The 21,908-nt window shown below is 63.3% G+C and carries 21 protein-coding genes and 1 tRNA gene; 11 read left to right on the top strand and 11 right to left on the bottom strand.

Annotation, left to right across the window (positions count from 1 at the left end; translation table 11 throughout):
• Positions 1 to 66: 66 nt before the first annotated feature.
• On the bottom strand, positions 67 to 1,008 hold the full coding sequence (locus AC07NN_RS11770; RefSeq protein WP_494640878.1) for a MurR/RpiR family transcriptional regulator: 942 nt from the start codon (positions 1,006 to 1,008) through the stop codon (positions 67 to 69).
• A 275-nt stretch (positions 1,009 to 1,283) separates the two neighbouring features.
• Here AC07NN_RS11770 and AC07NN_RS11765 point away from each other — a divergent pair, with 275 nt between their 5' ends.
• Genes AC07NN_RS11765 through AC07NN_RS11755 form a run of 3 tightly spaced genes read left to right on the top strand, consistent with a single transcriptional unit; the run spans position 1,284 to position 4,455 of the window.
• A complete protein-coding gene (locus AC07NN_RS11765; protein ID WP_494640876.1) occupies positions 1,284 to 1,673 on the top strand; it encodes a RidA family protein in 390 nt (129 codons plus the stop codon).
• 11 nt (positions 1,674 to 1,684) lie between these two features.
• Positions 1,685 to 2,983, top strand: coding sequence for a type III PLP-dependent enzyme domain-containing protein (locus AC07NN_RS11760; RefSeq protein WP_494640874.1), 1,299 nt, complete (start codon positions 1,685 to 1,687; stop codon positions 2,981 to 2,983).
• An 8-nt stretch (positions 2,984 to 2,991) separates the two neighbouring features.
• Positions 2,992 to 4,455, top strand: a complete 1,464-nt coding sequence (locus tag AC07NN_RS11755) for an N-acyl-D-amino-acid deacylase family protein (protein ID WP_494640872.1) — start codon at positions 2,992 to 2,994, stop codon at positions 4,453 to 4,455.
• Between the two features lie 20 nt (positions 4,456 to 4,475).
• On the opposite strand, the gene AC07NN_RS11750 is transcribed toward AC07NN_RS11755, so the two are convergent.
• The 5 genes from AC07NN_RS11750 to AC07NN_RS11730 all read right to left on the bottom strand — a co-directional run bounded on the left by AC07NN_RS11750 (position 4,476) and on the right by AC07NN_RS11730 (position 9,751).
• Positions 4,476 to 4,907 carry a hypothetical protein gene (locus tag AC07NN_RS11750; protein WP_494640870.1) on the bottom strand — a complete coding sequence of 144 codons (432 nt, stop codon included), beginning with the start codon at positions 4,905 to 4,907 and terminating at the stop codon, positions 4,476 to 4,478.
• Between the two features lie 83 nt (positions 4,908 to 4,990).
• Positions 4,991 to 5,212, bottom strand: a complete 222-nt coding sequence (locus AC07NN_RS11745) for a hypothetical protein (RefSeq protein ID WP_494640868.1) — start codon at positions 5,210 to 5,212, stop codon at positions 4,991 to 4,993.
• 299 nt (positions 5,213 to 5,511) lie between these two features.
• Positions 5,512 to 7,275, bottom strand: coding sequence for a tetratricopeptide repeat-containing protein (locus AC07NN_RS11740; RefSeq protein ID WP_494641901.1), 1,764 nt, complete (start codon positions 7,273 to 7,275; stop codon positions 5,512 to 5,514).
• Between the two features lie 11 nt (positions 7,276 to 7,286).
• Positions 7,287 to 7,691, bottom strand: a complete 405-nt coding sequence (locus AC07NN_RS11735; protein WP_494640866.1) for a hypothetical protein — start codon at positions 7,689 to 7,691, stop codon at positions 7,287 to 7,289.
• Positions 7,688 to 9,751, bottom strand: coding sequence for a toll/interleukin-1 receptor domain-containing protein (locus tag AC07NN_RS11730; protein ID WP_494640864.1), 2,064 nt, complete (start codon positions 9,749 to 9,751; stop codon positions 7,688 to 7,690). Before AC07NN_RS11730 ends, AC07NN_RS11735 begins: the two co-directional genes overlap by 4 nt.
• Before the next feature lie 36 nt (positions 9,752 to 9,787).
• On the opposite strand from AC07NN_RS11730, the gene AC07NN_RS11725 reads away from it, so the two are divergent.
• From AC07NN_RS11725 to AC07NN_RS11705, 5 genes are all read left to right on the top strand, one after another.
• A complete protein-coding gene (locus tag AC07NN_RS11725; protein ID WP_494640862.1) occupies positions 9,788 to 10,534 on the top strand; it encodes a Crp/Fnr family transcriptional regulator in 747 nt (248 codons plus the stop codon).
• Between the two features lie 87 nt (positions 10,535 to 10,621).
• On the top strand, positions 10,622 to 11,314 hold the full coding sequence (locus AC07NN_RS11720; protein ID WP_494640860.1) for a hypothetical protein: 693 nt from the start codon (positions 10,622 to 10,624) through the stop codon (positions 11,312 to 11,314).
• A gap of 358 nt (positions 11,315 to 11,672) precedes the next feature.
• Positions 11,673 to 13,208 (top strand): esterase/lipase family protein, encoded by a 1,536-nt coding sequence (locus AC07NN_RS11715; protein WP_494640858.1) that lies wholly within the window; start codon positions 11,673 to 11,675, stop codon positions 13,206 to 13,208.
• Positions 13,208 to 15,784, top strand: a complete 2,577-nt coding sequence (locus tag AC07NN_RS11710) for an AAA-like domain-containing protein (RefSeq protein WP_494640856.1) — start codon at positions 13,208 to 13,210, stop codon at positions 15,782 to 15,784. The genes AC07NN_RS11715 and AC07NN_RS11710 overlap by 1 nt, the downstream gene beginning before the upstream one ends.
• A gap of 237 nt (positions 15,785 to 16,021) precedes the next feature.
• Complete coding sequence (locus AC07NN_RS11705; RefSeq protein ID WP_494640854.1) at positions 16,022 to 16,642, top strand: recombinase family protein; 621 nt, start codon at positions 16,022 to 16,024, stop codon at positions 16,640 to 16,642.
• On the opposite strand, the gene AC07NN_RS11700 is transcribed toward AC07NN_RS11705, so the two are convergent.
• Both AC07NN_RS11700 and AC07NN_RS11695 read right to left on the bottom strand, forming a co-directional pair.
• Positions 16,639 to 17,166, bottom strand: coding sequence for a DUF3800 domain-containing protein (locus tag AC07NN_RS11700; RefSeq protein ID WP_494640852.1), 528 nt, complete (start codon positions 17,164 to 17,166; stop codon positions 16,639 to 16,641). The genes AC07NN_RS11705 and AC07NN_RS11700 overlap by 4 nt on opposite strands.
• Before the next feature lie 128 nt (positions 17,167 to 17,294).
• Entirely contained in the window at positions 17,295 to 17,903 is a 609-nt protein-coding gene (locus AC07NN_RS11695) for a hypothetical protein (protein WP_494640850.1), read from the bottom strand.
• Between the two features lie 84 nt (positions 17,904 to 17,987).
• On the opposite strand from AC07NN_RS11695, the gene AC07NN_RS11690 reads away from it, so the two are divergent.
• On the top strand, positions 17,988 to 18,257 hold the full coding sequence (locus tag AC07NN_RS11690) for a helix-turn-helix domain-containing protein (RefSeq protein WP_494640848.1): 270 nt from the start codon (positions 17,988 to 17,990) through the stop codon (positions 18,255 to 18,257).
• A gap of 36 nt (positions 18,258 to 18,293) precedes the next feature.
• Here the strand turns inward: AC07NN_RS11690 and AC07NN_RS11685 are convergent, their stop codons facing one another.
• Positions 18,294 to 19,880 carry a DUF6538 domain-containing protein gene (locus AC07NN_RS11685; RefSeq protein WP_494640846.1) on the bottom strand — a complete coding sequence of 529 codons (1,587 nt, stop codon included), beginning with the start codon at positions 19,878 to 19,880 and terminating at the stop codon, positions 18,294 to 18,296.
• 90 nt (positions 19,881 to 19,970) lie between these two features.
• Positions 19,971 to 20,060 (bottom strand) — tRNA-Ser (locus AC07NN_RS11680).
• A gap of 154 nt (positions 20,061 to 20,214) precedes the next feature.
• On the opposite strand from AC07NN_RS11680, the gene msrA reads away from it, so the two are divergent.
• Positions 20,215 to 20,868, top strand: a complete 654-nt coding sequence (gene msrA, locus AC07NN_RS11675; protein ID WP_494640844.1) for a peptide-methionine (S)-S-oxide reductase MsrA — start codon at positions 20,215 to 20,217, stop codon at positions 20,866 to 20,868.
• On the top strand, positions 20,868 to 21,212 hold the full coding sequence (locus AC07NN_RS11670) for an MmcQ/YjbR family DNA-binding protein (protein ID WP_494640842.1): 345 nt from the start codon (positions 20,868 to 20,870) through the stop codon (positions 21,210 to 21,212). Before msrA ends, AC07NN_RS11670 begins: the two co-directional genes overlap by 1 nt.
• Here AC07NN_RS11670 and AC07NN_RS11665 read toward each other — a convergent pair.
• Entirely contained in the window at positions 21,209 to 21,790 is a 582-nt protein-coding gene (locus AC07NN_RS11665) for a TetR/AcrR family transcriptional regulator (RefSeq protein WP_494641896.1), read from the bottom strand. The two genes, AC07NN_RS11670 and AC07NN_RS11665, sit on opposite strands and share 4 nt — an antisense overlap.
• Between the last annotated feature and the right edge of the window lie 118 nt (positions 21,791 to 21,908).

The raw sequence follows: 21,908 nt of genomic DNA, 5'->3' as shown, positions 1-21,908 counted from the left end.
GAGCGTTGGAGCCGCGACCGTAGGCGGGCGGCAAGGCCCCGGTCAACGCATCGGCGCAGCGGCCCGCTAGTCCCCGATCGGCTGCCGCGGCGCGATACCGTGCAGCCACGCCACGCTCCCGCGCGCCCGGCGCAGCATCAGGTGCGCCCGCTCGCCCAGGGCCACGGCCACGGCATAGGCCAGGCGGTCGATGACGAACAGCTGGGCGAAGCGCATCGGGTTGGGCTGGAACTCCTCGACGCCCGAGGCGGCCAGGCCCACGTGCAGGCAGATGTCGGCGTCGCGGCCCAGCGGCGACTCGCCGTCGGTGATCGCGATGCAGACGGCCTTGTAGTACTTGGCCAGCTCCATGCTCTCCTGCAGCTCGCGCGGGCGGCCGGTCGAGGACAGGAACAGCGCCACGTCGCCTTCCGACAGGATCGCCGCCGACATGCGCTGGGCGTAGCCGTCGGTGAACACCATGGCCGGCACGTCCAGGCGGAACAGGCGGTTGTGGATCTCGGTCGCCAGGGCCGCCGAGCTGCCGCCGATGCCGTAGATCACCACCCGCCCGGCCCGCGCGATGGCGGCGGCGGCGGCCAGCAGGTCCTTTTCGACCAGGGTGTCGCGGGTGCGGCTCAGGGCCTCGATGATGGTGTCAAAGACGCGGTCGCCGACCTCGCTGTCGCCGGCCGCCAGGTTGCGCGCGGCCTGGTCGTCACGGCGCGACGGCGCCGCCGGACGCGTGGCCCGCTCGCGCTGGTCGGTCATGGCCTGGGCCAGGGCCAGTTCCTGGATCAGGCGGAACTTCAGGTCCTTGAAGCCCTCGCACCCGACGGTGCGGCAGAAGCGCAGCACGGTCGGCTCGCTGAGGCCGAGGTCCGTGGCCACGGACCGGACGCTGGAGCGGACGAACTCGTTGGGCGACTTCAGGATCAGCTTGGCGATCTTGAGGTCCGATCGCGTCATCGATTCCATCAAGGTCTCGAGGCGCGGAAGGATGTCGCCGCCGTCAGCCTGCTGGCTCATCCTCTGGTCCCCTCTCGCAAGTTCGCCAAACCCCGCCGGACAAGGCTTTTGAAGCCCGTGAATCGGCGGTGCGGCCCCTGTCGCCCCGGGGCCCATCTTCGGCTGGTTTTCAGTCGCGGGGCAACAGATAGTGACAACGATGTCGCCTCGCAATCGCGTTTGACGGCCTGATGACAGCCAAAATGAATGTTTCACTACATTTTCGTTGACACCACTACATCCGCGATGGCCTTTTCAGGTCCAACAGCGCTTCACCGAGAAGCCAGGAGGAAGTTTTGTCGATTGAACGCATCGGGGCTCAAGCCACCGGAACCGGCGGCCAGACCCTGCCCTTCTGCCAGGCCACGGTCGCCAACGGCTTCGTGTTCGTGTCGGGCCAGGTGGCCATGGACGAGAACGGTTTCGTGGTCGAAGGCGGCATCGTTCCGCAGACCCACAAGACCATCCAGAACGTCGTCGCCATCCTGGAAAAGACCGGCTGCACGCTGAAGGACGTCGTGAAAGCCAATATCTGGCTGGACGACGCCCGCGACTTCCACGCCTTCAACCGCGTCTATGCCAGCTACTTCGGCGAAGGCTTCCCGGCCCGCGCCTGCGTGCAATCGCCGCTGATGATCGACGCCAAGGTCGAGATCGAAGTCATCGCCCTGAAGCCGCAAGCCTAAGGGGACGACACGTGGGGCTGCCGAAGATCGACATAGGCGACATCGACACGCTGGAACTGGCGCCGGGGACCAAGGCGATCCCGCTGGACGGCTCGATCCGGACGGTGGGCGACCTGGCCAAGGCCGGGCTGAACCTGCTGGCCGGCGACGTTCCGGTCCCGGCGGCGGTGCTCAAGCGCTCGGCGCTGGAGAACAACCTCGCGGTCATGCAGGCCTATGTCGACAAGGCCGGCGCGAAGCTCGCCCCCCACGCCAAGACCACCATGTGCCCGCAGCTCCTGACCCGTCAGCTCGACGGCGGCGCCTGGGGGCTGACGGTCGCGACCATGACCCAGCTGAAGCTGTGCCACGACATGGGCGCGCCGCGCCTCATCTTGGCCAACCAGCTGGTCGGTCGAGCCGAGATCGAGGGCCTTGCTCAACTCACCACCGCCGCGCCCGATCGCCCCTGCTACGTCCTGATCGACAGCGCCGAGGGCGCCCGGGCGATCTCGGACGTCTTCCTGAAGTTCCGCGACGCCCCGCCGGCCCGCCTGCTGATCGAACTGGGCATGGCCGATGGCCGCTGCGGCGTCCGCAGCCTCCGCGAGGGCCTGGCGCTGGCGCGTCTGGTCCAGGTCCTGCCACGCGTCGAGCTGCACGGCGTCGAAGGCTACGAGGGCCTGGTCTTCAGCGACCACGCCAAGCAGGACGCCACCGAGGTCGACGCCTATCTGGGCGGCGTGCTGGAGTTCTACGAGCAGCTGCGCGCCGAGGGCCTGTTCGCCGATCCGGATGAGGTCATCCTGACCGCCGGCGGCTCGGCCTATTACGACCTCGTGGCCCACGCCCTGGCCGGCCGCGCGCCCGGCGCCGTGCCCGTGCTGCGCAGTGGCTGCTACGTGACCCACGACAGCGGTTTCTATCGCGAACTGCTGGCCCGCATGGACGACCGGAGCGTCATTGGCGAACCGCCGCGCCTGAAGCCGGCCCTGGAAGTCTGGACCCGGGTCATCTCGCGCCCGCAGCCGGACCTGGCCATGGTCATGATGGGCAAGCGCGACGTCTCGTTCGACATCCACCTGCCGATGGCTCGCAAGTGGTTCCGCGAGGGCCTGCACAGCGCCCCGCAAGCCGCTCCCGACGTCACCGTCCAGAAGCTGGCCGACCAGCACGGCTTCCTTTCCGTCCCGCCCGACACGGACCTGCAGGTCGGCGACCTGCTGGGCTTCGAGATCTCCCACCCGTGCACGACCTTCGACAAGTGGTCGCTGCTGCTGGAGGTCGACGACGACTATGCCGTCCTGGGCGGCCTCAAGACGTTCTTCTGACGCCCGACATGCTCAAAGACATCCTTTCCGCGGATATCCTCCTCAAGGGCGGCCTGGTCATCGACGGCGGCGGCGCGCCGGCCTCCCGCGCCGACGTGGCGATCCTGGGCGACACCATCGTCGCCATCGGTGAGGCGCTGGAGGTCGAGGCTCGCCAGGTCGTCGACGTCACCGGCCTGGTGGTCTCGCCGGGTTTCATCGACGTTCACACCCACGACGACCTGATCTGCATCACCCAGCCGGACATGCTGCCGAAGATCAGCCAGGGCGTGACCACGGTCGTGGCCGGCAACTGCGGGATCTCCGCGCCGCTGCTGCGCTTCGACGACGCCGTGGCCGAGCCCTTCAACCTCTTGGGCGCGCGCGAGGACTTCGCCTACGACACCTTCGCCGACTACCGCCGCGCGGTGGAAGCGGCGGTCCCTCGGGTGAACGTCGCGGCCCTGGTCGGCCACTCGGCCCTGCGGGTGCTGTGCCTTGAAGACCTGGACCGGCCCGCCAACGCCGACGAACGCGCCCGCATGGCCGCTCTGCTGCAGGACGCCCTGGACGAAGGCGCCGTGGGTCTGAGCTCCGGCGTCTTCTACGCGCCGGCCTGGTCGGCCGACGTCGAGGAGTTGCAAGGCCTGGCCGCCACCGTGGCCGCCGCCGACGGCGTCTACACGGCCCACATCCGCGATGAGCGCGAAGGCATCATCGACGCCCTGCAGGAGGCCTTCGCGGTCGCCCGCGCCGAGGCCGAAACCGGCCCCGCCGCCCTGATCCTTTCGCACCACAAGTGCGCCGGCCTGGCCAACTGGGGCCGCGCCGCCGAGACCCTGGGCCTGATCGACAAGACCCGCCAGAGCCAACCGGTCTATCTGGACTGCTACCCCTACACGGCGGGCTCGACGATCATCCGCCCCGACCTGGCCGACGGCGAGGTCGAGATCCTGATCAACTGGTCCGAACCTCACCCCGAGATGGGCGGCCGGACGCTGAAGTCGATCGCCGAGGACTGGGGCGTCTCGCAGCCGGAAGCGGCCGAGCGCCTGCAACCCGGCGGGGCCAGCTACTTCCAGATGGCCGAGAGCGACATGCGGGCGATCCTCAGCCACGCCTGCTGCATGGTCGGCTCCGACGGCCTGCCGCATGACCAGCTGCCGCATCCGCGCCTGTGGGGCGCCTTCCCACGCGTGCTGGGCCACTACGCCCGCGATCTGCAGCTGCTGAGCCTGGAGGCGGCGGTGCGCAAGATGACGGGTCTGGCGGCGGAGACCTTCCGCCTGAAGGATCGCGGCCGCGTGGCCGTGGGCATGAAGGCCGACATCACCGTCTTCGACGCCGACACCATCCTGGACCGCGCCACCTATGAGGCGCCGACCCAGCCCGCGCAGGGCGTCGAGCATGTGTTCGTCAATGGCGTGCTGGCCTGGTCGGAAGGCGGCCTCACGCAAGAGCGCGCGGGCCGTTTCCTGCGCCGCGCGAGCTAGGCCGGAGATTTCGAGAGACGCTAGATCCGGCGCGCGCCCAGCGCGTCGTTGATCATGCGGCTGGCCGTCTCGAACCGGCTTTCGACGGCGGTCGGATCGGCCGCCAGCAAGGCCTTCATCCGGGCCTCGTGCGCCTCGGCGGCGGCTTCGAAGCGTTCGAGTTCGGTGGTGGAGGCGACCAGACGCAGGCCCGCTTCGCCGAGACCGGCGCGTAGCTGCTCCTGGTGGACGACCTGCTGTTCCAGCTGGGCGACGACGCTGTGGATGCGCACGAGCTCGACCAGCGCGCCGTCCCGTTCCAGGGCGATCTCGGCGCTCTTGCGGCTGGTCTCGGCCAGGAGGGTCTCGGCGCGGGCCAGACGGATGCTGAGCACGCCCGTGACGCCCAAAAGGCCGATCAGCACGATCCCCAGGACCAGGTCGAGGTTCGGACCGTCGATGAAGTTCAGCACGATCGTCTTCCCGAGATGGGTTCAGAGGATTTCAGGGCCCGGCCGTCGGTTGGAGGCGGGCGACCGGGCCCCGACGTGACGCCTTAAGCGTCGCGTTTCGTGAAGCGGCCATCCAGGGCGGCGGCGGCGGCGAAGTCCAGGACCCCGTCGACCAGGCTCGGCATGTCGGCCTCGGTCACGCCTTGCTCGCGCGCCCAGACCTTCAGGACGTGGCGCAGCAGACGGATGGCGGCGTCGTCGGCCGGGACGACCGAAGGGGCGGTGGAAAGCGAACCGTCGGCGGCGACGGCCTGGTCGAACAGCATGGCGCGACTCCTGGCTTGGCGTCCCGAGCGCGTGCGCGTGATGGCGCGCTCCGGGAGGAATGACTTCTTGAAAGGGCGGACCCGACCAGGCGGTCGGTCGGGCCCGAGTCGGTTGTCGCGACCAGCGGCCTGGCGACGTTCGGAAACGGTGTCGGTCAAGTGAGCCTCCTGGGGGAGATCGACTGAACTTTCGCCGTCCGAACCGTGCCCGATGCGGTCGACACCTGGACCGTGGAGAGAAACGCCGATTTTCGATGTGCGGATTTGCACACGCCTGGCGCCAAAGCGGCTTTTTCGCTCTAGGCGGCGCGCGTCAGGCTGAAGATGGGGGTCGCCGCAAACCCCTTGCGCTCTTGGGTGCGCCCCACATAGCCGCAGCGAACGCGGTCGCCGTGGAAGGTCGCCAGGGCTCCAGCCAGGGCTTCGCTGACGCAGGCTGAGCCCGGGGCGACGTCCGGCTCGATTCGCGCCGCTACGACGACGTGCGCGCCGATGACGGCGGGCGCCTTGGTCAGGGGATTGGTCCGCAGGTGCACCGGCCCGTAGTGACCGCTGATGCGCAGGTCGAGGCCGCGCGGCAGGCCAAGCGCCCGCAGGTCCAGCGTCCGGTGCGCCTCCAGCAGGGCCAGGGCGGCCAGGGCGGCGTCGATCGGTTGGTCGAACACCAGGAACAGACCGTCGCCCCAGGTCTCGACATGCAGGGGCCTGGCGTCGAGGCCCTCGATGGTCCGGGCCATCTGACCCATCATGCCCTCGACGAAGGCCGGGATCTGGTCGTCACGCAGGGCGCCGAAGCCCTTCACGTCGGCGAACAGCATGGCCTTCATGGCGCGCCGCGTGCTGTCGGTGACGGCGGTCTTGCGCCAGGTGTCCGGCGGGGGCCGCTCGACATCGATAATGGCGCGGCGGCGTCCGCTGCCCGCCCAGTAGCGCAGGTCGGCGGCCACGCCGCTGGGGCCCGTGGTCTCGTGCCCATCCCAGACCGCCAGCTGGATCGCCTCGGTCGCCAGGGTCTGGGCGCGCAGCACCGCGCAGCCCATGGCGAACTGGCTGGAATAGGCGAAGACCTGCTCGTCGCCGAGATAGGCGTCCTGCGACGCGTAGCGGATCGAGGTCGCCTGGCCCATGCAGCGCTCGAACCGCGCGATCCAGTCGCCGCCGAACGGGGCGACCGAGACCTCGACGAACGAGGCGCGATTGACGGGCAGGATGACGTGCAGCTCGGCGCCGGACGCCAGCAGGGCTTCGGCGAAGAGGATATCCGCTCCGGCGGCCAGCCCGCCGTAGCCGAACCCGACCCGCTGCTCGGCCAGGAGCTTGTCGATGCGTTGGCGCAGGTCGCAGCCGGCGGCGCTGGACAGTGCCCCCTCGCCTGTCGGGTCGATGATGTGGCCGGTGAAATGGGCGCAGACCGGCGGCCTGTACGGCGCCAGCCAGGTCGGATCGACGCCGGTGATGCGGCACAGCATTTCCAGCTGCCGCAACGTCGAGGCGTGGGCGGCGTAGGCTTGCGGCGCGAAGGCCACCGCGCCGGCCAGGGTGGCGCAGGCCGCTTCGACATCGCCGGTCAGGAACAGGGCCTCGGCCCGGCTGGCGCTCTCGTAATAGGCCGCCTCGCCGATCAGGCCCGTGGGCGGGGTGATCGCCAGCACCGCCGAAGCCTTGGCGCGCGCGCCCTCGGCGTCCCCCGCGACCAGGGTCATGGTCGCCGCGTTGATCGCGCCATAGAGGCCGCCAAAGCGCTGGAACAGGGTTTCGTAGCGTTGGGTCGAGGCCTTGGCCAAGGCGGTGCGGCGCGCACCGCTGGACGCCAGCGCGGCGTCCTTCAGCAACCGCCCTCCCAAGGCGATGGCGTCGGGGTGGTCGTCCTCGGCATCGAGGCCGAGGCGGACATATTCGGCGCGGGCGAAGTCCAAGGCTCCGGCCCGCGCCAGGCACAGCACCGCCGCATAGGCGATGTCACGCGAAGTCTCGCCGGCCTCCAACGCCGCGTGGGCGACATCGTAGGCCGCGAGGATCTCGCCGCGCCGGATCAGCGCGGCGACCTGGTCCTTGTCGAACAGGGAGGCTGCGATCAGGGAACGCGGCCCGTGCCGTTCTCGACGTCGGGATCGAGGGTGATCTTCTGGAAGTGGCCGTCCAGCATGAACAGGCTGTAGCTGTAGATACCCATCCGAGCGCACTCGTAGATGATCTTGAAGCGCGACCGCGGCTTCGGCTGACCATCACACTCGTGCGGGATCCAGACGTAGCTGGAGAAGTTGACGCCGTAGTCGCGCGCCACCTCGATCGGGCGGCTCTGGAAAGCCCAGCCCGCGCGCAGCAGCTGATCGCTGAGCGTGAAGACCAGCTCGCAGCGCTCGCTGAGGTCCATGGTCAGCGGCACCGGCTTGTCCGGATTGAAGATGTTCACATAGTTGAACCCCTCATCCAGGCCGATGATCAGTTCAACAACTTTATCGGGTACAGGTTCAGTCATTTCACGCCCTCCGCTTGTCGAATTCCACCTACGGGGGAATCTCGCCAAAAATCAAGGAAGGCGGGATGTCGATATCCCTGTTTCTTGAGCTCGCCGACGATCCCCTCGGCCAGACCGCGCTGACCCGTCGCCAGATAGGCGCGGGCCAGGATGTCCCGGTTCGCCGGCGACAGGGACTCGCGCTGCGGGACCAGGGTCGCGACCGCCGCTTCGGGCCGTCCCCCTTCGAGTTCCGCGAAGGCCTTTAGACCCGCGTTGTCGACCGCCTTCTCACGCCCACCGGGGGTGGGCTTCAGGCGTTCCAGCAGGGCCAAGGCCAGACGTCGCGCCTTGGCCTGGTCGCCGTCCAGCCGCGCCAGGATGATGGCTTGCCGCGCGAGGCGACCGTCCAGATCGACCCGCCAGGCCTGGGCCTCGTCCGTGGCCCGCAGCCCGACCAGCTTGGCGGCCGCGCCGGCATGCAAGGCGCCCGCCTCCGCGCGCCGCCCTGACCAACTCGCCACGTCCACCTCGTCCAGGGCCATGACCACCGAGTGCTCACGCCAGCGCGCATTGGTGGGATCAAGCGCCTCCAGCTCGCTCAGGCGGCGTCGGCAGGCGTCCAGCCGCCCGCGCGCGGCGTCGATGCGGCCGACGTCTACTTCCACGCGCGCCAACGCCGTGTTCGCCGCCAGGGCCTTGGCCGCCAGCCGCTTGTCGTTGGGATTGCGGGCTGCGGCCTCGTCCATCAGCTTGACCGAGGTCTCGCGCTCGACATGGCCCTCGCTCACGCGCCCCAGCCGTAGCAGGGAGTCGGCGATCCAGGCGCGCGAGTTGGCGGTGTCCGTGAGCCGCGCCTTGTCCGTGGGCTTCAAGGCGCGTTCGGCGTCGAACACCTTGAGCGCGCCCTGGAAGGCGGCCAGCGCCTCCGCCGGACGGTCCTGCTCGAACAACAGGGTGCCGAGGTTGTTCTTGGCGTAGGCCACCTCGATCCGCCATTCGCTGCGATTGGGGTCCAGCTTGACCAGCGCGTCGGCCAGCTCGCCATAGCGCTTGAAGCCGCGCTCGGCGCTAGCGATGTCGCCACGCCGCCATTCCACGTAGGCTAGCCAGAAGACGTTCTGGGCCTCGTCGAAGATGTGATCGCCGTTCCGGGGCTCGCGCTCGACCAGGGCGTGGGTCGTGGCGGCCGCCTGGGCGAAGGCGTCCTGCGCGGCCTTCAGGTCGCCGCGCTGTTCGCGGATGGTGCCGAGCAGGGTCTGGGCCTTGGCGCGCTGGGCCAGGGCATTGTCGTCCAGCCGGTCGCTGCGTGGCTTGGCGTAGTAGGCCAGCACCTTGGCGCTGACGCCGTCCAGCACGTCCAGGCGCCCCACCGGCTCCAGCTGCTGGCGCAGGTCGCCCAGCATGTAGGCCACCAGGGCCTCGGTCTCGTCGCGCTGCTCGCGAGCGATCTGGCGGGACTTGAGGGTGATGACGGTCATGGCGCCCATCCCCACGGTGATCAGGGCCGCCCCGGCGGTGACGGCGGTCATCACCCGCAGGCGACGGCGGGCGTCGCGCTGGACCAGTTGGTCGAGACTGACGTTCAGCAGCCGCGCGGCGATCTTCAGGCGGGCCAGGCGCTTGCCATCGGCGTCCTCGCGCAGGTCGACCGCCAGGGGCTCCACGCCCGCCGGCAGCGCCGCCAGTAGCGCCGGCGGCAGCACGTCGGTCAGCGGCGCGCGCTCGGGCGTCGCCGGGGTGATGACGCAGATCACCTGCCCGTGGCCCTGGCCCTGAAGGAAATATGCCGCCTCCTCGTTCACCCAGCGCGACTGGGCGGCGGTCGGCGAGCAGAGCAGGATCAGGGTGTCAGAGCGGTCCAGGGCGTCGCGAATAACCTCGTTGAGGTCCGACGAAGCGGCCAGCTCGGCCTTGTCGCGGAAGATCGGGCGCAGGTCGCGCGAAACGGCCTCGTCGACGCCCTTGGAGAGCTTGCGTGGCGCCCGGTACGTCTCCAGCGTGCGATGCAGCCACTCGGCGGTTTTGCGATCGTGGTGACTATAGCTGATAAAGGCCTTGTACCGCTGTCGGCTATCCATGCGTCGCCCCTGATCGACAGCGCAGGACCGTACTCGATGACCGTGATTCCATCATCGCCCCCACGCGCTCCGAGCCATACGACGATCGAGGCTCCGCCAGAAGACTTCCGTGCAAACAAGCTCTTCCGGCACATGTCCCGCGACGAGGTCCAGGCCCTGGCCCCGCAGATCGAGCAACTGCGCTACGGCAAGGGCGAGATGATCCTGCAACGTCGCGACCAGGACGGCGGCATCTACCTGCTGCTGGAGGGCGTGCTGCTGGCCAACCTCTATGCCCGCTCGGGGCGCGAGGTCGGTTATCGCCGCATCGCACCGGGCGGCTATTTCGGCGAGATCGCGGCCATCGACGGCCTGCCGCGCTCGGTCAACATCGTGGCCCTTGAGGACGCGCGCCTGGTCCGCCTGCCCCAGCGGCTGGTGCAGCGCCTGTTCGAGGAGTCGCCGCACTTCATGCGGGCGTTGCTGGAGGACATGGCCGCCCTCACCCGCGCCCTGACCGACCGGCTGTTCGAGCTGACCGCCGTCTCGGTGGCCTGCCGCGTCGACATCGAGATCCTGCGGATGGCCACGACGACCGCCGGCGACAGCAACGAGGCCGCGATCCACCCCTGCCCCACCCACGCCGAGCTTGCCGTGCTGGTCGGCAGCCAGCGCGAGCCGGTGACCCGCGAACTGAACCGCCTGGCGGGCCTGGGCATCATCCGCCAGAGCGGGCGCACCCTGAAGGTCCTGAACCTGGCGGCCCTCTCCGACGAGGTCGAACGGATCGGCGGCGAGCTCTAGGCGGTCGCCGCCCGGACGCGCCGCACAGAGTTCTCGTCACGCGGGCCTTGCCAGCGTATGTGACCAGTCACGTGTGGGGGATGAGTGATGCGGCCGGAACTGTTCGGGAAGTGGTGCCTGGAAAAACTGTCGCAGAAAGACGGCCTGCTTCCGCCGCTTGAGGCCAATCAGGGCCTGATCGCTCTCCTGCTGTTCGTCTTCGTGTTCTTCGTCCTGCTCGCCCAGGCCAAGCGCGCCGCGAACGCCGAGGCCCGCGCGGCCAGGGCCGAGCGCGAACGCAAACAGGACGCCGAAGCCGTCCAGGAGTCCCTGCGACGCTTCCAGGACGAGAGCCTGGCCCGCGAGAAAACGGCCCGTGATCGGGCCGAGCAGGAGCGCAAGGTCGACCAACTGCGCCAGTTCGTGGCCACGACCAACGGCATCATCTCCAGCGTGCTCCACCTGCTGGACGCCGACCAAGCGCGGGCCGAGGCGGAACCCGAGGTCGAGCTGCCGCGCCCGACGCAGGCGGCGAAGCGCCAGGCCGCCATCGCCGGCTCCAGCCTGACGGCGATCCTCTCCAACGCGCCGATGGACCCGGCGCTGATCACCTTCACCCGCGAGACCGCCCAGGTGCTGGACATCCTGGCCAACACCCCACCGTTGCTCGCCGAGCAGGCCGACCAGTTCACGCTCGACTTCAAGGGCCTGCTGGGCGGCGCCCTTCACACCATGCTGGCCCAGGAGAAGCGCCTGCTGGCCGACCTGGGCGTCACCAGCGCGGCGGCTTCAGTCCACTAAGCGAACGAGACGCGGCGCGACTCGGCCTCGGAGCGGTCGGGAATGCGGCGTCGATTGTCGGGAAGAGGCGTGGCGGTGAGAGAGGGAAACTCCTCACCCCCAATAAAATCAATCACTTACAAGTTTACATCCAGCGCCTCTGTACCCTCGAAATGTAGCAGCGTGATTGCTCCAGCACAACGCTCCACGCTTGTAGGTCCCAAGCTTGACCGCAAGGCAGGACGCCGCGTGATACGTGAACTTGCACAGGCTGGCAGAGAGCCCCAGTCGAAACGGCTTTTCGCACCTTTCCAACAAAGTATGCTGATCGAATCAGGGGTGGAGCAACTTTGGCTACATGTGGAACGGTCTAGCAAAAATGCTGCCTCAATTGGGCGGCGCAAAGCCCGCGCCCATCAGCCGGCGGTCAGCAGAGAAAGTTGTCTCGGATAAGCCGGTTATTGTCTTTGTGCATGGCCTAGGAAGCAATCCGACCGCCACTTGGTCTGATATGTTCTCGCTGTGTAGCAAGGACTCGTTCTTCGAGACCTACACACTGGACACTTACACCTACCCCACTGCCCTCTTCCGAGCACCATTCGGCAATCGAATGGCGAGCATTAACGAACTGGCGATGGGGCTCGGAACAGAGCTACGCCTAAAGTACAAAGATTCCAAGGACGTAACCCTTGTAGGGCATAGCCTGGGCGGCTTGGTAATTCGTCAGCACGTTCTGAACGAGATCAAGTCGAAGAAGGCTCCTATCTGCAATCGCGCCATCCTCTACGCGACCCCGAGCACTGGCGCAGGCCTAGCGACAATCGGGAAGGCCTTCTCCTTCAACCACCGACACCTGAAGCAGCTCGCATCCAACTCAGAGATGCTTGAGATGCTGAATGCCGATTGGCTGCGACTGGAAGTTGAAACCATCACCCCGTTTCGATTTGTGGCCGGCGGGTCAGATGGCGTTGTCTCTCCCGAGAGCGCACGCGCATATCTTGGGGCGAGAGACTTTCATGTTTTGATTGGGGCGACTCATCGGAACATTACGAAGGCGAACGACGCCGAGGCGGGAAGCTACCTGCTTCTGAGAGACTTCATTCAAACAAGCGCGAATACCCGCACACAAGACACCCATACGCGCGCGCTGACACGCACGCCGAATCCGTTGTTTGAAATATACCACCCAGAAGACGCTCCCTTTTACGTGTCGAGAGACATCGACAACCTGCTCAAAGAGCGCCCCTTGTGGCTGAGCGGCTCCAGCGGGTCTGGCAAAACCGCATCCCTCCGTCGCCAAGCGTTTGAAAACGGATATCGCCTTCGCCATGTAAGCGTCGGCGCTTATGGGGCAACGTGTCAGCCGCTCCAGGTAATCAAGGCCATTTGCGACGAGCTAGCATCAATCTGTGACCTAGAACCGCCCCACAGCAGCTCGACGCTTGCTGAGCTTACAATATTTTTCAGAAAGCTTGCCGGAAACCTTGAGGAATCCGAGAAGAATTTCATCCTCATTGAAGAGATACCGCTGCAAGGTCGCGCAGACTGCAAAGAACTACTTTCAAATATTATGCAGTTAATAGTTTCCCTAGATAGCTCGAACTCCCCCACCCCCATGATCGCTTTCTCTTCAATCAGAGATCCGAAATCTAGCCCTAGCGACGTACCCGAGAAGCTGAGCGAGCGACTAAAGTTTATAAACCTCGATATGTGGTCCAATCAGGATATCGAATTGCTACTGGCGACGATCTCTAACGCTCTGAAAATTGAGATGAGTGACGGCGACAGGAAGACTGTAGCCCAGGCTGCACAGGGCTCCCCGCGTTTCGCAAAGCTCACCATGGCAGCCCTACAGCGCCCCGGAGCGACGCTGACCTCCGCGCTGAAGTCGGTTCAAGCGGAAGGCGTCAGGTAATGACCACGCTCGCTCGCAAGCTTCGTCCCACGACCATCATCCCAGAAGAGTTGTATGTCGAACGGGAAGCTGACCGACAGCTAGCCCAGACGATCGAGGACATGGGCAGACCAGGGTACATCTTGGTTGCACGCCAAATGGGAAAGACCAACCTCCTCATCAATATGAAGAGGAGGCAAGAGAAGGACGGCTGCGCGGTCATTTATGTGGACCTGACCACACGCTTCACCAGCGCAAAGGCTTTCTTCAGGCACATTTGCGACCGCGCCCTAGATCTCCCCTACAACAATCTGGATGATGTTAGAGACCAGATTCTCGAAAGTAGAGAAAAAAAGAATCTTGAGCCGAATATTGAATTTGATCGAGAAGTTCGAAACATCCTGCGAGCCATTCACCCCACAAAGCTCATCATTGTTTTGGATGAAATCGACTCATTGATGAACGTCCCGTATTCGGACTCCATCCTAGCCCAGATCAGAAGCATGTACTTCTCAAGGATAAATTATCCAGAATACGAGCGACTGACCTATGTTTTATCAGGGGTTGCTGAACCAACTGATCTAATTAAAGATAAGAATATATCGCCTTTTAATATAGGTGAAAAAATATATCTCAACGATTTCAGCTTAAGCGAAACAATTCTATTGTTGAGTCAGGCAGAGATATCGGTCAACTCGACCATCGCAGAACATATTTATCTATGGTCTGGCGGAAACCCCAGGATGACCTGGGACATATGTTCGGAAATCGAGCAAGAACTGCGCGCCGGCACCGCATCAACGCAACATGTCGATGCAGCAGTTCAGAAGCTTTATCTTGACAGGTTTGACCGCCCCCCCGTCGATCACATCAGGGTAATTGTAGAAGGCGATCCCCTCCTTCGAGACGCGATAACCGCGATCCGTTATGGCAAGGGCGGAGCGCTCGACGAGCGTATCAAAGGGAAGTTGTACCTTGCCGGCATTACCGGCGGGGACCCTTCCGCTGCGCCCAAGATCAAAAATGAAGTGATAGAGCGCGCACTATCCGACGCCTGGTTTGCACAGCTTACCGCTGGTGCCAGAACGCTGCTCCAGACCGCAAAGGATAGCCTTGCCGCACGAAGGTTCGATCAAGCAGCGCGACTTATCGAACAGTGGAAGCAGCAATCAGGCGGCGAGCCACTACCTGTTGACGCACTCGTCGATCTCGGCATCGCGAACTTCAACACTGGGAACTATCAGGGCACTATAAAGTCGCTTCAGGAGGCAATGAAGTCTGAGAAGATAAACGACACCCTGATCGGACCACTAAAATACTATATCGGTGTCTCGTATTTTGGTGAGGGATCCTACGACGAAGCGATTGAGTACCTAACTGCGGCCCTTGACGGAGAGCACCCCCAGGTAACGGGGGCCAAGCTGGCGTTGAGCTCCGCCATGATGGCAAAATCTCCAGATCAAACCGGTGATGCCCTCAAATTGATTTTGGAGGTGGTAGAAAAGGCGAAAGCAGATTTCGAGAAGCAGAACGCAGGCCATGTCGAAAGAGAGTTCTACGTCTCAGCGCTCTACAATTTGAGCATCGCGCAGAAGACTCTCGATAATGTTCCAGAAGCCTCCGAGGCAATCGAACTCGCAGCATCTATTGCGACGCCAGAATTGCTTCCCGCCCTTTTGATCAACAAGTCGAAAATACTGGAAGACAAGAGCGCCAGCCTGGAAGCGGTCATCGGGGCAGCTCGCGTCATCATCGACAACAAACTAGACTATAGATCCTCCCTTCGCCAAAGCCTCTCGTTTTCCGAAGCATCCCTCGCGTCAACCCTTGCGGCCCTCAATAGGCACAATGCAGATACCGAGTTTGATGAGCTTCTTGAATACACGAAGAACTACCGAACGCCGGGCGAGAGCTCATTTTCAATTTTGCTAAACCTGTTCAGAAATACCTCGCAAGACAATGAGGCAAATTTCAATTTGGTAGCGATTGCGCTCTCGTCCTACAAACCCTCTCAGGATGAGGAGCGGGATAAGTGGGATGCTGAGCGACTTCTAGCCATACATTCTCCGGAACCCGCGCGGAAAGCGTGGATAGAATATTATGTGGAACAAAGGAAGATCAGGAGAAATCTCCCGGTCGATCCGCTCGACATCAAAATACTCTTCTCCGAGTTTGTTAAATCTTTTCAGCGCAGTGACTTTTCATCCGTAATAGATCTTACAGGTCTAATTTATCCCGCCGAATACGCAGAGGTTCAAAGCTCTAAGTATCTTGTATATATCATTATTTACTACCGCATGCTCGCGTTTGGCAGATTGAATAGACATGATGAAGCAATCGCAATGGCCGAGATATTACTCCAAACTCCATCCGGATATTTGAGTGAAGTTATAGAAATGGAAGCGTTTACCAACAACATTAAGAATGTAGCAAGGGGCGAAGTTGCAAGCGCCTCAAGAGCTAAGATGCGCTCCATGGGAAGAAATGAACGTATTGAGATAAAATATATCTTGGACGGCAGGATCGTTCGATCCAAATTGAAACTTGTTCAAGAAGATATCGAGCGCGGGAATGCCTACATTGTAGGATCTACCTGATGCCATAGACTGTGGGGCAGTCCACGGCCTGGATAGGATAATTTTTTTCGAAGGGGAGTGTCACCATTAGAAACTAATGACCTCCCCCGTCCCCACTTGGTGCAACGCCATACAGCCACAGGCGTCACGAAATCGACCGTTTTCGTTACACCTTCAAAAGGCGTCACGGAAAATAGCTTGACCACACTTTCGTTACACCTATAGTTTCGTTACACGTTTTCGGGACGGAGAGTGCAGATGGGGCGCACGTTCGCCTATTGTCGGGTGAGTACGGCAGAGCAGACCACCGCGAACCAAGTGCAAGAGATCGTCGCTGCGGGGTTTGCGGTAGCTGATCAGCGCATAGTCGGAGAGACTGTTTCAGGCTCTGTGGCTGCGGCTGAGAGGAAGGGTTTCGCCAGCCTAGTTCACAAGCTGGAGGACGGCGATGTCTTGGTAGTGACCAAGCTCGACCGGCTTGGACGCAATGCCATGGATGTCCGAATGACGGTCGAGCACCTTCAGCGGCTGGGAGTTCGGGTGCATTGCCTCGCTCTGGGCGGGGTTGATCTAACTAGTGCTGCTGGTCGGATGACGATGGGGGTACTCAACGCTGTCGCTGAGTTCGAAAGAGACCTCCTAATTGAGAGGACCCAGGCTGGGCTAAAGCGGGCAAAGGCAGAAGGTAAGGCGCTTGGAAGGCCGACCTCCCTTTCAGTCGATACGCAGCACGCCATTCTGACCGAGCGCGCGAATGGTGCGGGCGTGCGAGCGCTAGCCCGAAAATACAAAGTGAGCCCAACCTCGATCCAGCGCATCGAGAGACGACAGCAAGCGAGCCTGGATGGCATTCGCACTGCTGTAGCTACCGACGGCTAGCCCTCGTTATCTCGCACGCGGAAGGTGTCAGAGGGTAAGCCGAGCCGCTCCAGGTTTTGCTCCATCCAGCTACGAAGTGTTGCGACAAGCATCTGCTCGTCCACCGCCACGGAGAGGTGAAACACCTTCCTTGGTGAAGGCTCAAACCCAAAGTAACTGCCTTGCAGGGCCTGCTGCGGACCGAGTTCGTTTGCCCATCGACGATGCCACCACGCTAGGAAGTCGGCAGCTTGAAGCGGCAGATGGTCATTGTCTGACGCGAAGACCGGCCTAGCACCATACAGCGCGCCGTACCCAGACGGACGTTGCGAAACAAAGGCATCCCACGCCTTGAGGATGATCTTCTTCTGCGAGTTGTCGTCGAAGTGGAAATCAATTGGATCGTTGGGGATGGGAAGCGCGATTTGCTCTTCACTTCTCGCGTTGTGGAAATGCTCCATCATCAGCCTGAAACATATGAAGTATGGGTCCAGGCCCTCCTCCCAAATGATTGAGCTAACATTGTCGATGGACAATCGGCTCATGGCCCGGTCGAAATCACGCCTGACCTGACGCAGCGATCTAGGCGCGCGCCCTCGCATCGCCATAGAACGCCCTGGAGGGGCTCGGGAAGGCGGGAGGGAGCCCGACCTCTCCACGGGGCGTGAGGAGGCTAGAGCGACCTCTCTGGCGCTCCTGGGGCTTTGCCCTGCTGCGCCCTGGCGTAAAGCTTCGCGAAGTCCTCGGGCTCCATAGCCAGGTTCTGGTCGATCAGACGATCCAGCAGTGTTGCGATGACCCCAGCTCTCAGGTCTTGGCCGAGCAGTCGGGCAATCTGCCGCTCTCTGATCAGCTCTTCGGTAACCACATGTCGAGGGAACTGTCCGATGTGCTTCACGCCCGCTTCGAAGTCACTAATAGCCTGGGCCTGCTGATACTCCGGCAGGCTGTCGATCCCGCCGCCAGCACCGGTTGGCTGGCCATAGCGAGTGCGCTCAATCGCCTCCATCCAGTTCGCCATCCTAGTCAGCGTGCCTATGAGCTTGAGGCGCTTGTAATTGCGCCAATACTGCCCGAGACCAGACCAACATGCCGCGCAGGCAAGGCCAAGCAGGAAGGTTCCCATTCTGGGGTAGCCATCCGTAAATAACCATTCGCCGCCGAACGCGACCACAGCCGTCCAAATCGCGGCGATACGCAGCGAAGGGCTAAGCCTCCCCACAGCAAGCCCCAGTACGACTAGCACCGGATCGAACAGTTTGGCCGCAACGATGTAGAGCATGCTCCCCTCCCGCTCACCGTAGGGAGGTATGCCTATCAAGCGATATATGTGTCGTAAATGACGTGGCCATAGATGATGCGGTGAATGAGCGTTGGCCTCGTGGCGCGCGTCTCCGCAAAATCTGATCATGATGGCCGACTGGAGCTGTTGGGCGCGGCTATCCGCGAAGTCCGCGCCCCAGGTGGCGTAGTCGCTACGAGCCAGGAAAAGCTAGCCGATCAGGCAGGCGTAGAGCGCGCGCATATGAGCCGTATAGAGCGCGGCAAGAGCAATGTGACGCTGCTCAATGTGCTCAAGATCGCCGATGCTCTAGGCCTACCCGCATCTGAATTGCTAAGGCGAGCGGGGCTCTAGCAGTAACCACCTCACTTCACGGCCTAGCCACACTGCCTATCTGCGCGCCCGATAGGCGGGAGGCGGCCGTGGCAGCGTCAGCCCTGGGACACGAAACTGCTTCATCGCCTCCACAAGGGGTTCGAGAGGGTAGGTAAGCCCGCCGTAAGCGTCCGCGACATCGCCGGTCTCATGCCCAGTGATCTCGTTGTGGACCTCCTTGGGGATGCGGGAAGCACGCGCGTAATGCTTAAAGGTGTGTCGAAAGGAATGAAACGGCGTGTCCTTGCCGAGAAGGCCAACCACCTTGCGCCGGTACCTCCCAAACCACTTGGACCAATTGCCCATTAGCTCCCCACGGGCGGTTGGCACGATATCAGGGAACAAGCGAGAGCGTCCGGACGCCTTTGCCTCCGCTACGAAAGTCAAAAAACCTAGTCCGACTAGGTCAACATGTACGGGTACCCGGCGTTCGCTTCCCTCGTTCTTAACTCGCTGCCCGCGCTCTTCATTCTCTACAATTCGAACGACCCACGCCCTAGTGGCCCGATCTTCAGCGCCCAGGTAACTCTCTTCCGCGACGTCACTCGGATGCAATTGACCTAACTCGGTAAGCCTCGCACCGGTATAGAGAGCAAGAATTGGCAACCAGTACGCAGCCTCACCACCGCCAGCACTAGGACGTAAATCCATCGCATAAACTGGGCTGCTGAAAATCGCCTGGAGCTCGACACTTTCGAAGGCACGCCTTTTTGTCTTTGCCTTCCGCTTGTCTGCAACCCGCATTTTGGCCGCCGGGTTGACCGATACAATTCTGAGCTTGTTGATCGCGTAGTTGAACAGCGTCCCGAGCATCGGGATCATTACGTTGATGTTCGCAGATGTTTGACGCTGCTGAACAAGGTGATCCTTGAAAGCCAGCACATGCTCGGCTGAAATTGCAGCGACATCGAGCCGCCCATTCACTTCCTCAAAACGATCAACAATATTGCGCATGCGCCCCACGGTTCCCTCCGTAGGAGTGTTTTCCGCCGCCCAGCGGTCGATCACATCTGAAAGCCACATCTTGGTGTGGCTGCTGACCTTCGCTACTTCGGCTTGGCTCGCAGGCTTGATAGGGGCGGGTGCAATCGCTGCATCTATGCGCGCGAAATCTCGCTGCTCCTCAGCCAAGCCCCTCTTCCAGCGCTCCTGCTTTAGCAGGCTACGCATAGCCCTCTCGTCATCCGTCAAATCCGCTCTGGGATCACTAAGGCGCGCGAGAACCTTTCGCTCGACCGCTTCCAGAGCTTCAGCCTCCGCCATTTCCTCGAAGTCCGATTGGAGATTGGCGACGTCGTTCTCTTCCTCCCACTCGAACTGTTCTCGGGACATGGATGCGTACCGATCAACAACTTGCCGCTGCTGATCTGTCATAGCGGCCTCAGTGGGCCTCGCCGTTCGCGTTCTCGCCATTTCGAACTCGCGATCCAGCTTCACCCACATCAGAGCGTGGCGCTTTCGAGCTTCCAAAGGATCCGGGGTGCCGAGCGCGCGAACGATTTCACGCCGACCGTAGTCCGCTTGCAAATCGAGGGGGATCACCCGCCGCAGGGAGTAGCGTCCGTTACGTCTGATAAGGCCGGGCGGCATGTCGGTCTGCATTGCTCCAAGTGTAGCAAACAGTCGGCGCGTGGCTATTCTAAGTTGCTGATTTCCCAGCTAACTCTTGAGCATCAAGAGCTTAACCAGAAGTGGCGGTGAGAGAGGGATTCGAACCCTCGATAGAGTTTCCCCTATACACGCGTTCCAGGCGTGCGCCTTCAACCACTCGGCCACCTCACCAGCGCAATCGTGTCGAGGGTGGTTGAGACCCCCGGCGCGGGAAGGCGCGCAATATACTCAGGGACCGGCCGGTAGCAAGCGCGTTCCCAGATGAAACTGAAGACGCCAGCGTCTATATCGGCGGACGAAGAATTTCCGCCTCGAAAGGCCAGCCATGCTGTCGTTGAAGAAGTCCCTGGATCTGCCCACCGCCGACACCGCCCTGCCGGGTCGCGCGCAGCCGATCCCGACAGCCGACACTCACTTCATCAACGGTCATCCGCTGAAGGGTCCCTACCCCGACGGCCTGGAGACGGCGATCTTCGCCATGGGCTGCTTCTGGGGCGTCGAGCGCGTGTTCTGGCAGATCCCGGGCGTCTATGTGACGGCCGCCGGCTATGCGGCCGGGATCACCCCGAACCCGACCTATGAAGAGGTCTGCACCGGCCGCACGGCCCACACCGAGGTCGTGCTGGTGGTGTTCGACCCCAAGGTCGTCACCTACGAGGCCCTGCTGAAGACCTTCTGGGAGAATCACGACCCGACCCAGGGCATGCGCCAGGGCGGCGATATCGGCACCCAGTACCGCTCGGGTATCTACGTGACCAACGACGCCCAGGCGGCGGCCGCGGTCGACTCGAAGGAAGCCTATCAGCAGGCTTTGTCGGCCAAAGGCCTGAGCGCCATCACCACCGAGATCGAAGCCGCCGGCCCGTTCTACTTCGCCGAGGACTACCACCAGCAGTACCTGGCCAAGAACCCAGCCGGCTATTGCGGCATCGGCGGCACCGGCGTGGTCTGCCCGATCGGCCTGGGTGTCGACGCCTGATGACGCCCGAGGCTTTCGACAAGGCGTGCCTGGCCCTGCCGGGCGCGACCCTCTCCATCCAGTGGGGTGACGACCATGTATTCAAGGTCGGCGACAAGATGTTCGCTGTCCGGGGCGCGGCCGGCGACAGCTTCTCGTTCAAGGCCTCGGACGTGGCGTTCGAGGTCCTGACCGAGTCGGGCCGCGGCAAGCCGGCGCCCTACCTGGCCCGCGCCCAGTGGGTGTGGTTCGCCGACATGGCCGCCGAAGATGAGGCCGAGGTCGCCGACTGGCTAAAGACGGCGCACACGCTGATCGCGGCCAAGCTGACCAAGAAGGCCCGGGCGGAGCTGGGGATCGCCTAGCTCTTCGCCAACCCCTGGAGCGCGGTCGTCTCGATCGCCTCCAGCAGGCGCTCGTTGGTCAGGCCCGGCGTGACCGGCGTCCACTTGGTCAGCCAGATCAGCATGCCGACCAGCAGCTGCACGACCAGCGGCGGCTCGCACGTCGCGACGGTGCCGTCGGCCATGCCCTCCTCCAGGAACAGCTCCAGCCGCTTGGACAGACGCGCGGTCCAGGCCTCGATCGCCTTGCGCTGGTCGTCGGCCAGGTAGGAGTTGTCGCCGAAGTAGAGCTGCCGCCCGTTGGACACCGCGTCGTCCAGCAAGGCCCGCAGGAAGCGCCGCAGCTTGCACAGCCCCGTGCCGCCGTCGGCCTCGACCCGGACCAGGATCGCCTCGAAACGCTCCAGCGAGCGCTGGTGGCCCGCATAGGCCAGGGTCTGCTTGTTGGGAAAGTAGTAGTAGAGCGCCGCGTCGCGCAGATCCAAGGCCGCCGCGATGTCGTGCATGGTGGCGGCGGCGAAGCCCTTGGCGTTGATGATCTCGATGGCCGCGCCGAGAATCGCCTCGCGCTTCTTCACCGACTTCTGGCTCTGCGCCATTGGCCTGGCGTCGTCCGCCAGGACCACAGGGTCCGCGCCCTTGTTAGCCAACCGCTCTCTCTCCTCCGAGCGCCCCTGATTCTGCCGTCGGGGAACGCCGATATTTCAAGCTTGTCAC

It is taken from the genome of Caulobacter sp. GW821-FHT09H08 (assembly GCF_059415885.1).
This window is presented reverse-complemented; position numbering and strand designations above follow the sequence as displayed.

Coding starts and splice junctions, on each gene's coding strand:
- AC07NN_RS11770 (WP_494640878.1), bottom strand. CDS start 1,008: ATGAGCCAGCAGGCTGACGGCGGCGACATCCTTCCGCGCCTCGAGACC.
- AC07NN_RS11755 (WP_494640872.1), top strand. CDS start 2,992: ATGCTCAAAGACATCCTTTCCGCGGATATCCTCCTCAAGGGCGGCCTG.
- AC07NN_RS11745 (WP_494640868.1), bottom strand. CDS start 5,212: ATGCTGTTCGACCAGGCCGTCGCCGCCGACGGTTCGCTTTCCACCGCC.
- AC07NN_RS11735 (WP_494640866.1), bottom strand. CDS start 7,691: ATGACTGAACCTGTACCCGATAAAGTTGTTGAACTGATCATCGGCCTG.
- AC07NN_RS11730 (WP_494640864.1), bottom strand. CDS start 9,751: ATGGATAGCCGACAGCGGTACAAGGCCTTTATCAGCTATAGTCACCAC.
- AC07NN_RS11725 (WP_494640862.1), top strand. CDS start 9,788: ATGACCGTGATTCCATCATCGCCCCCACGCGCTCCGAGCCATACGACG.
- AC07NN_RS11720 (WP_494640860.1), top strand. CDS start 10,622: ATGCGGCCGGAACTGTTCGGGAAGTGGTGCCTGGAAAAACTGTCGCAG.
- AC07NN_RS11715 (WP_494640858.1), top strand. CDS start 11,673: ATGCTGCCTCAATTGGGCGGCGCAAAGCCCGCGCCCATCAGCCGGCGG.
- AC07NN_RS11710 (WP_494640856.1), top strand. CDS start 13,208: ATGACCACGCTCGCTCGCAAGCTTCGTCCCACGACCATCATCCCAGAA.
- AC07NN_RS11705 (WP_494640854.1), top strand. CDS start 16,022: ATGGGGCGCACGTTCGCCTATTGTCGGGTGAGTACGGCAGAGCAGACC.
- AC07NN_RS11700 (WP_494640852.1), bottom strand. CDS start 17,166: ATGAGCCGATTGTCCATCGACAATGTTAGCTCAATCATTTGGGAGGAG.
- AC07NN_RS11695 (WP_494640850.1), bottom strand. CDS start 17,903: ATGCTCTACATCGTTGCGGCCAAACTGTTCGATCCGGTGCTAGTCGTA.
- AC07NN_RS11690 (WP_494640848.1), top strand. CDS start 17,988: ATGAGCGTTGGCCTCGTGGCGCGCGTCTCCGCAAAATCTGATCATGAT.
- AC07NN_RS11685 (WP_494640846.1), bottom strand. CDS start 19,880: ATGCAGACCGACATGCCGCCCGGCCTTATCAGACGTAACGGACGCTAC.
- msrA (WP_494640844.1), top strand. CDS start 20,215: ATGCTGTCGTTGAAGAAGTCCCTGGATCTGCCCACCGCCGACACCGCC.
- AC07NN_RS11670 (WP_494640842.1), top strand. CDS start 20,868: ATGACGCCCGAGGCTTTCGACAAGGCGTGCCTGGCCCTGCCGGGCGCG.
- AC07NN_RS11665 (WP_494641896.1), bottom strand. CDS start 21,790: ATGGCGCAGAGCCAGAAGTCGGTGAAGAAGCGCGAGGCGATTCTCGGC.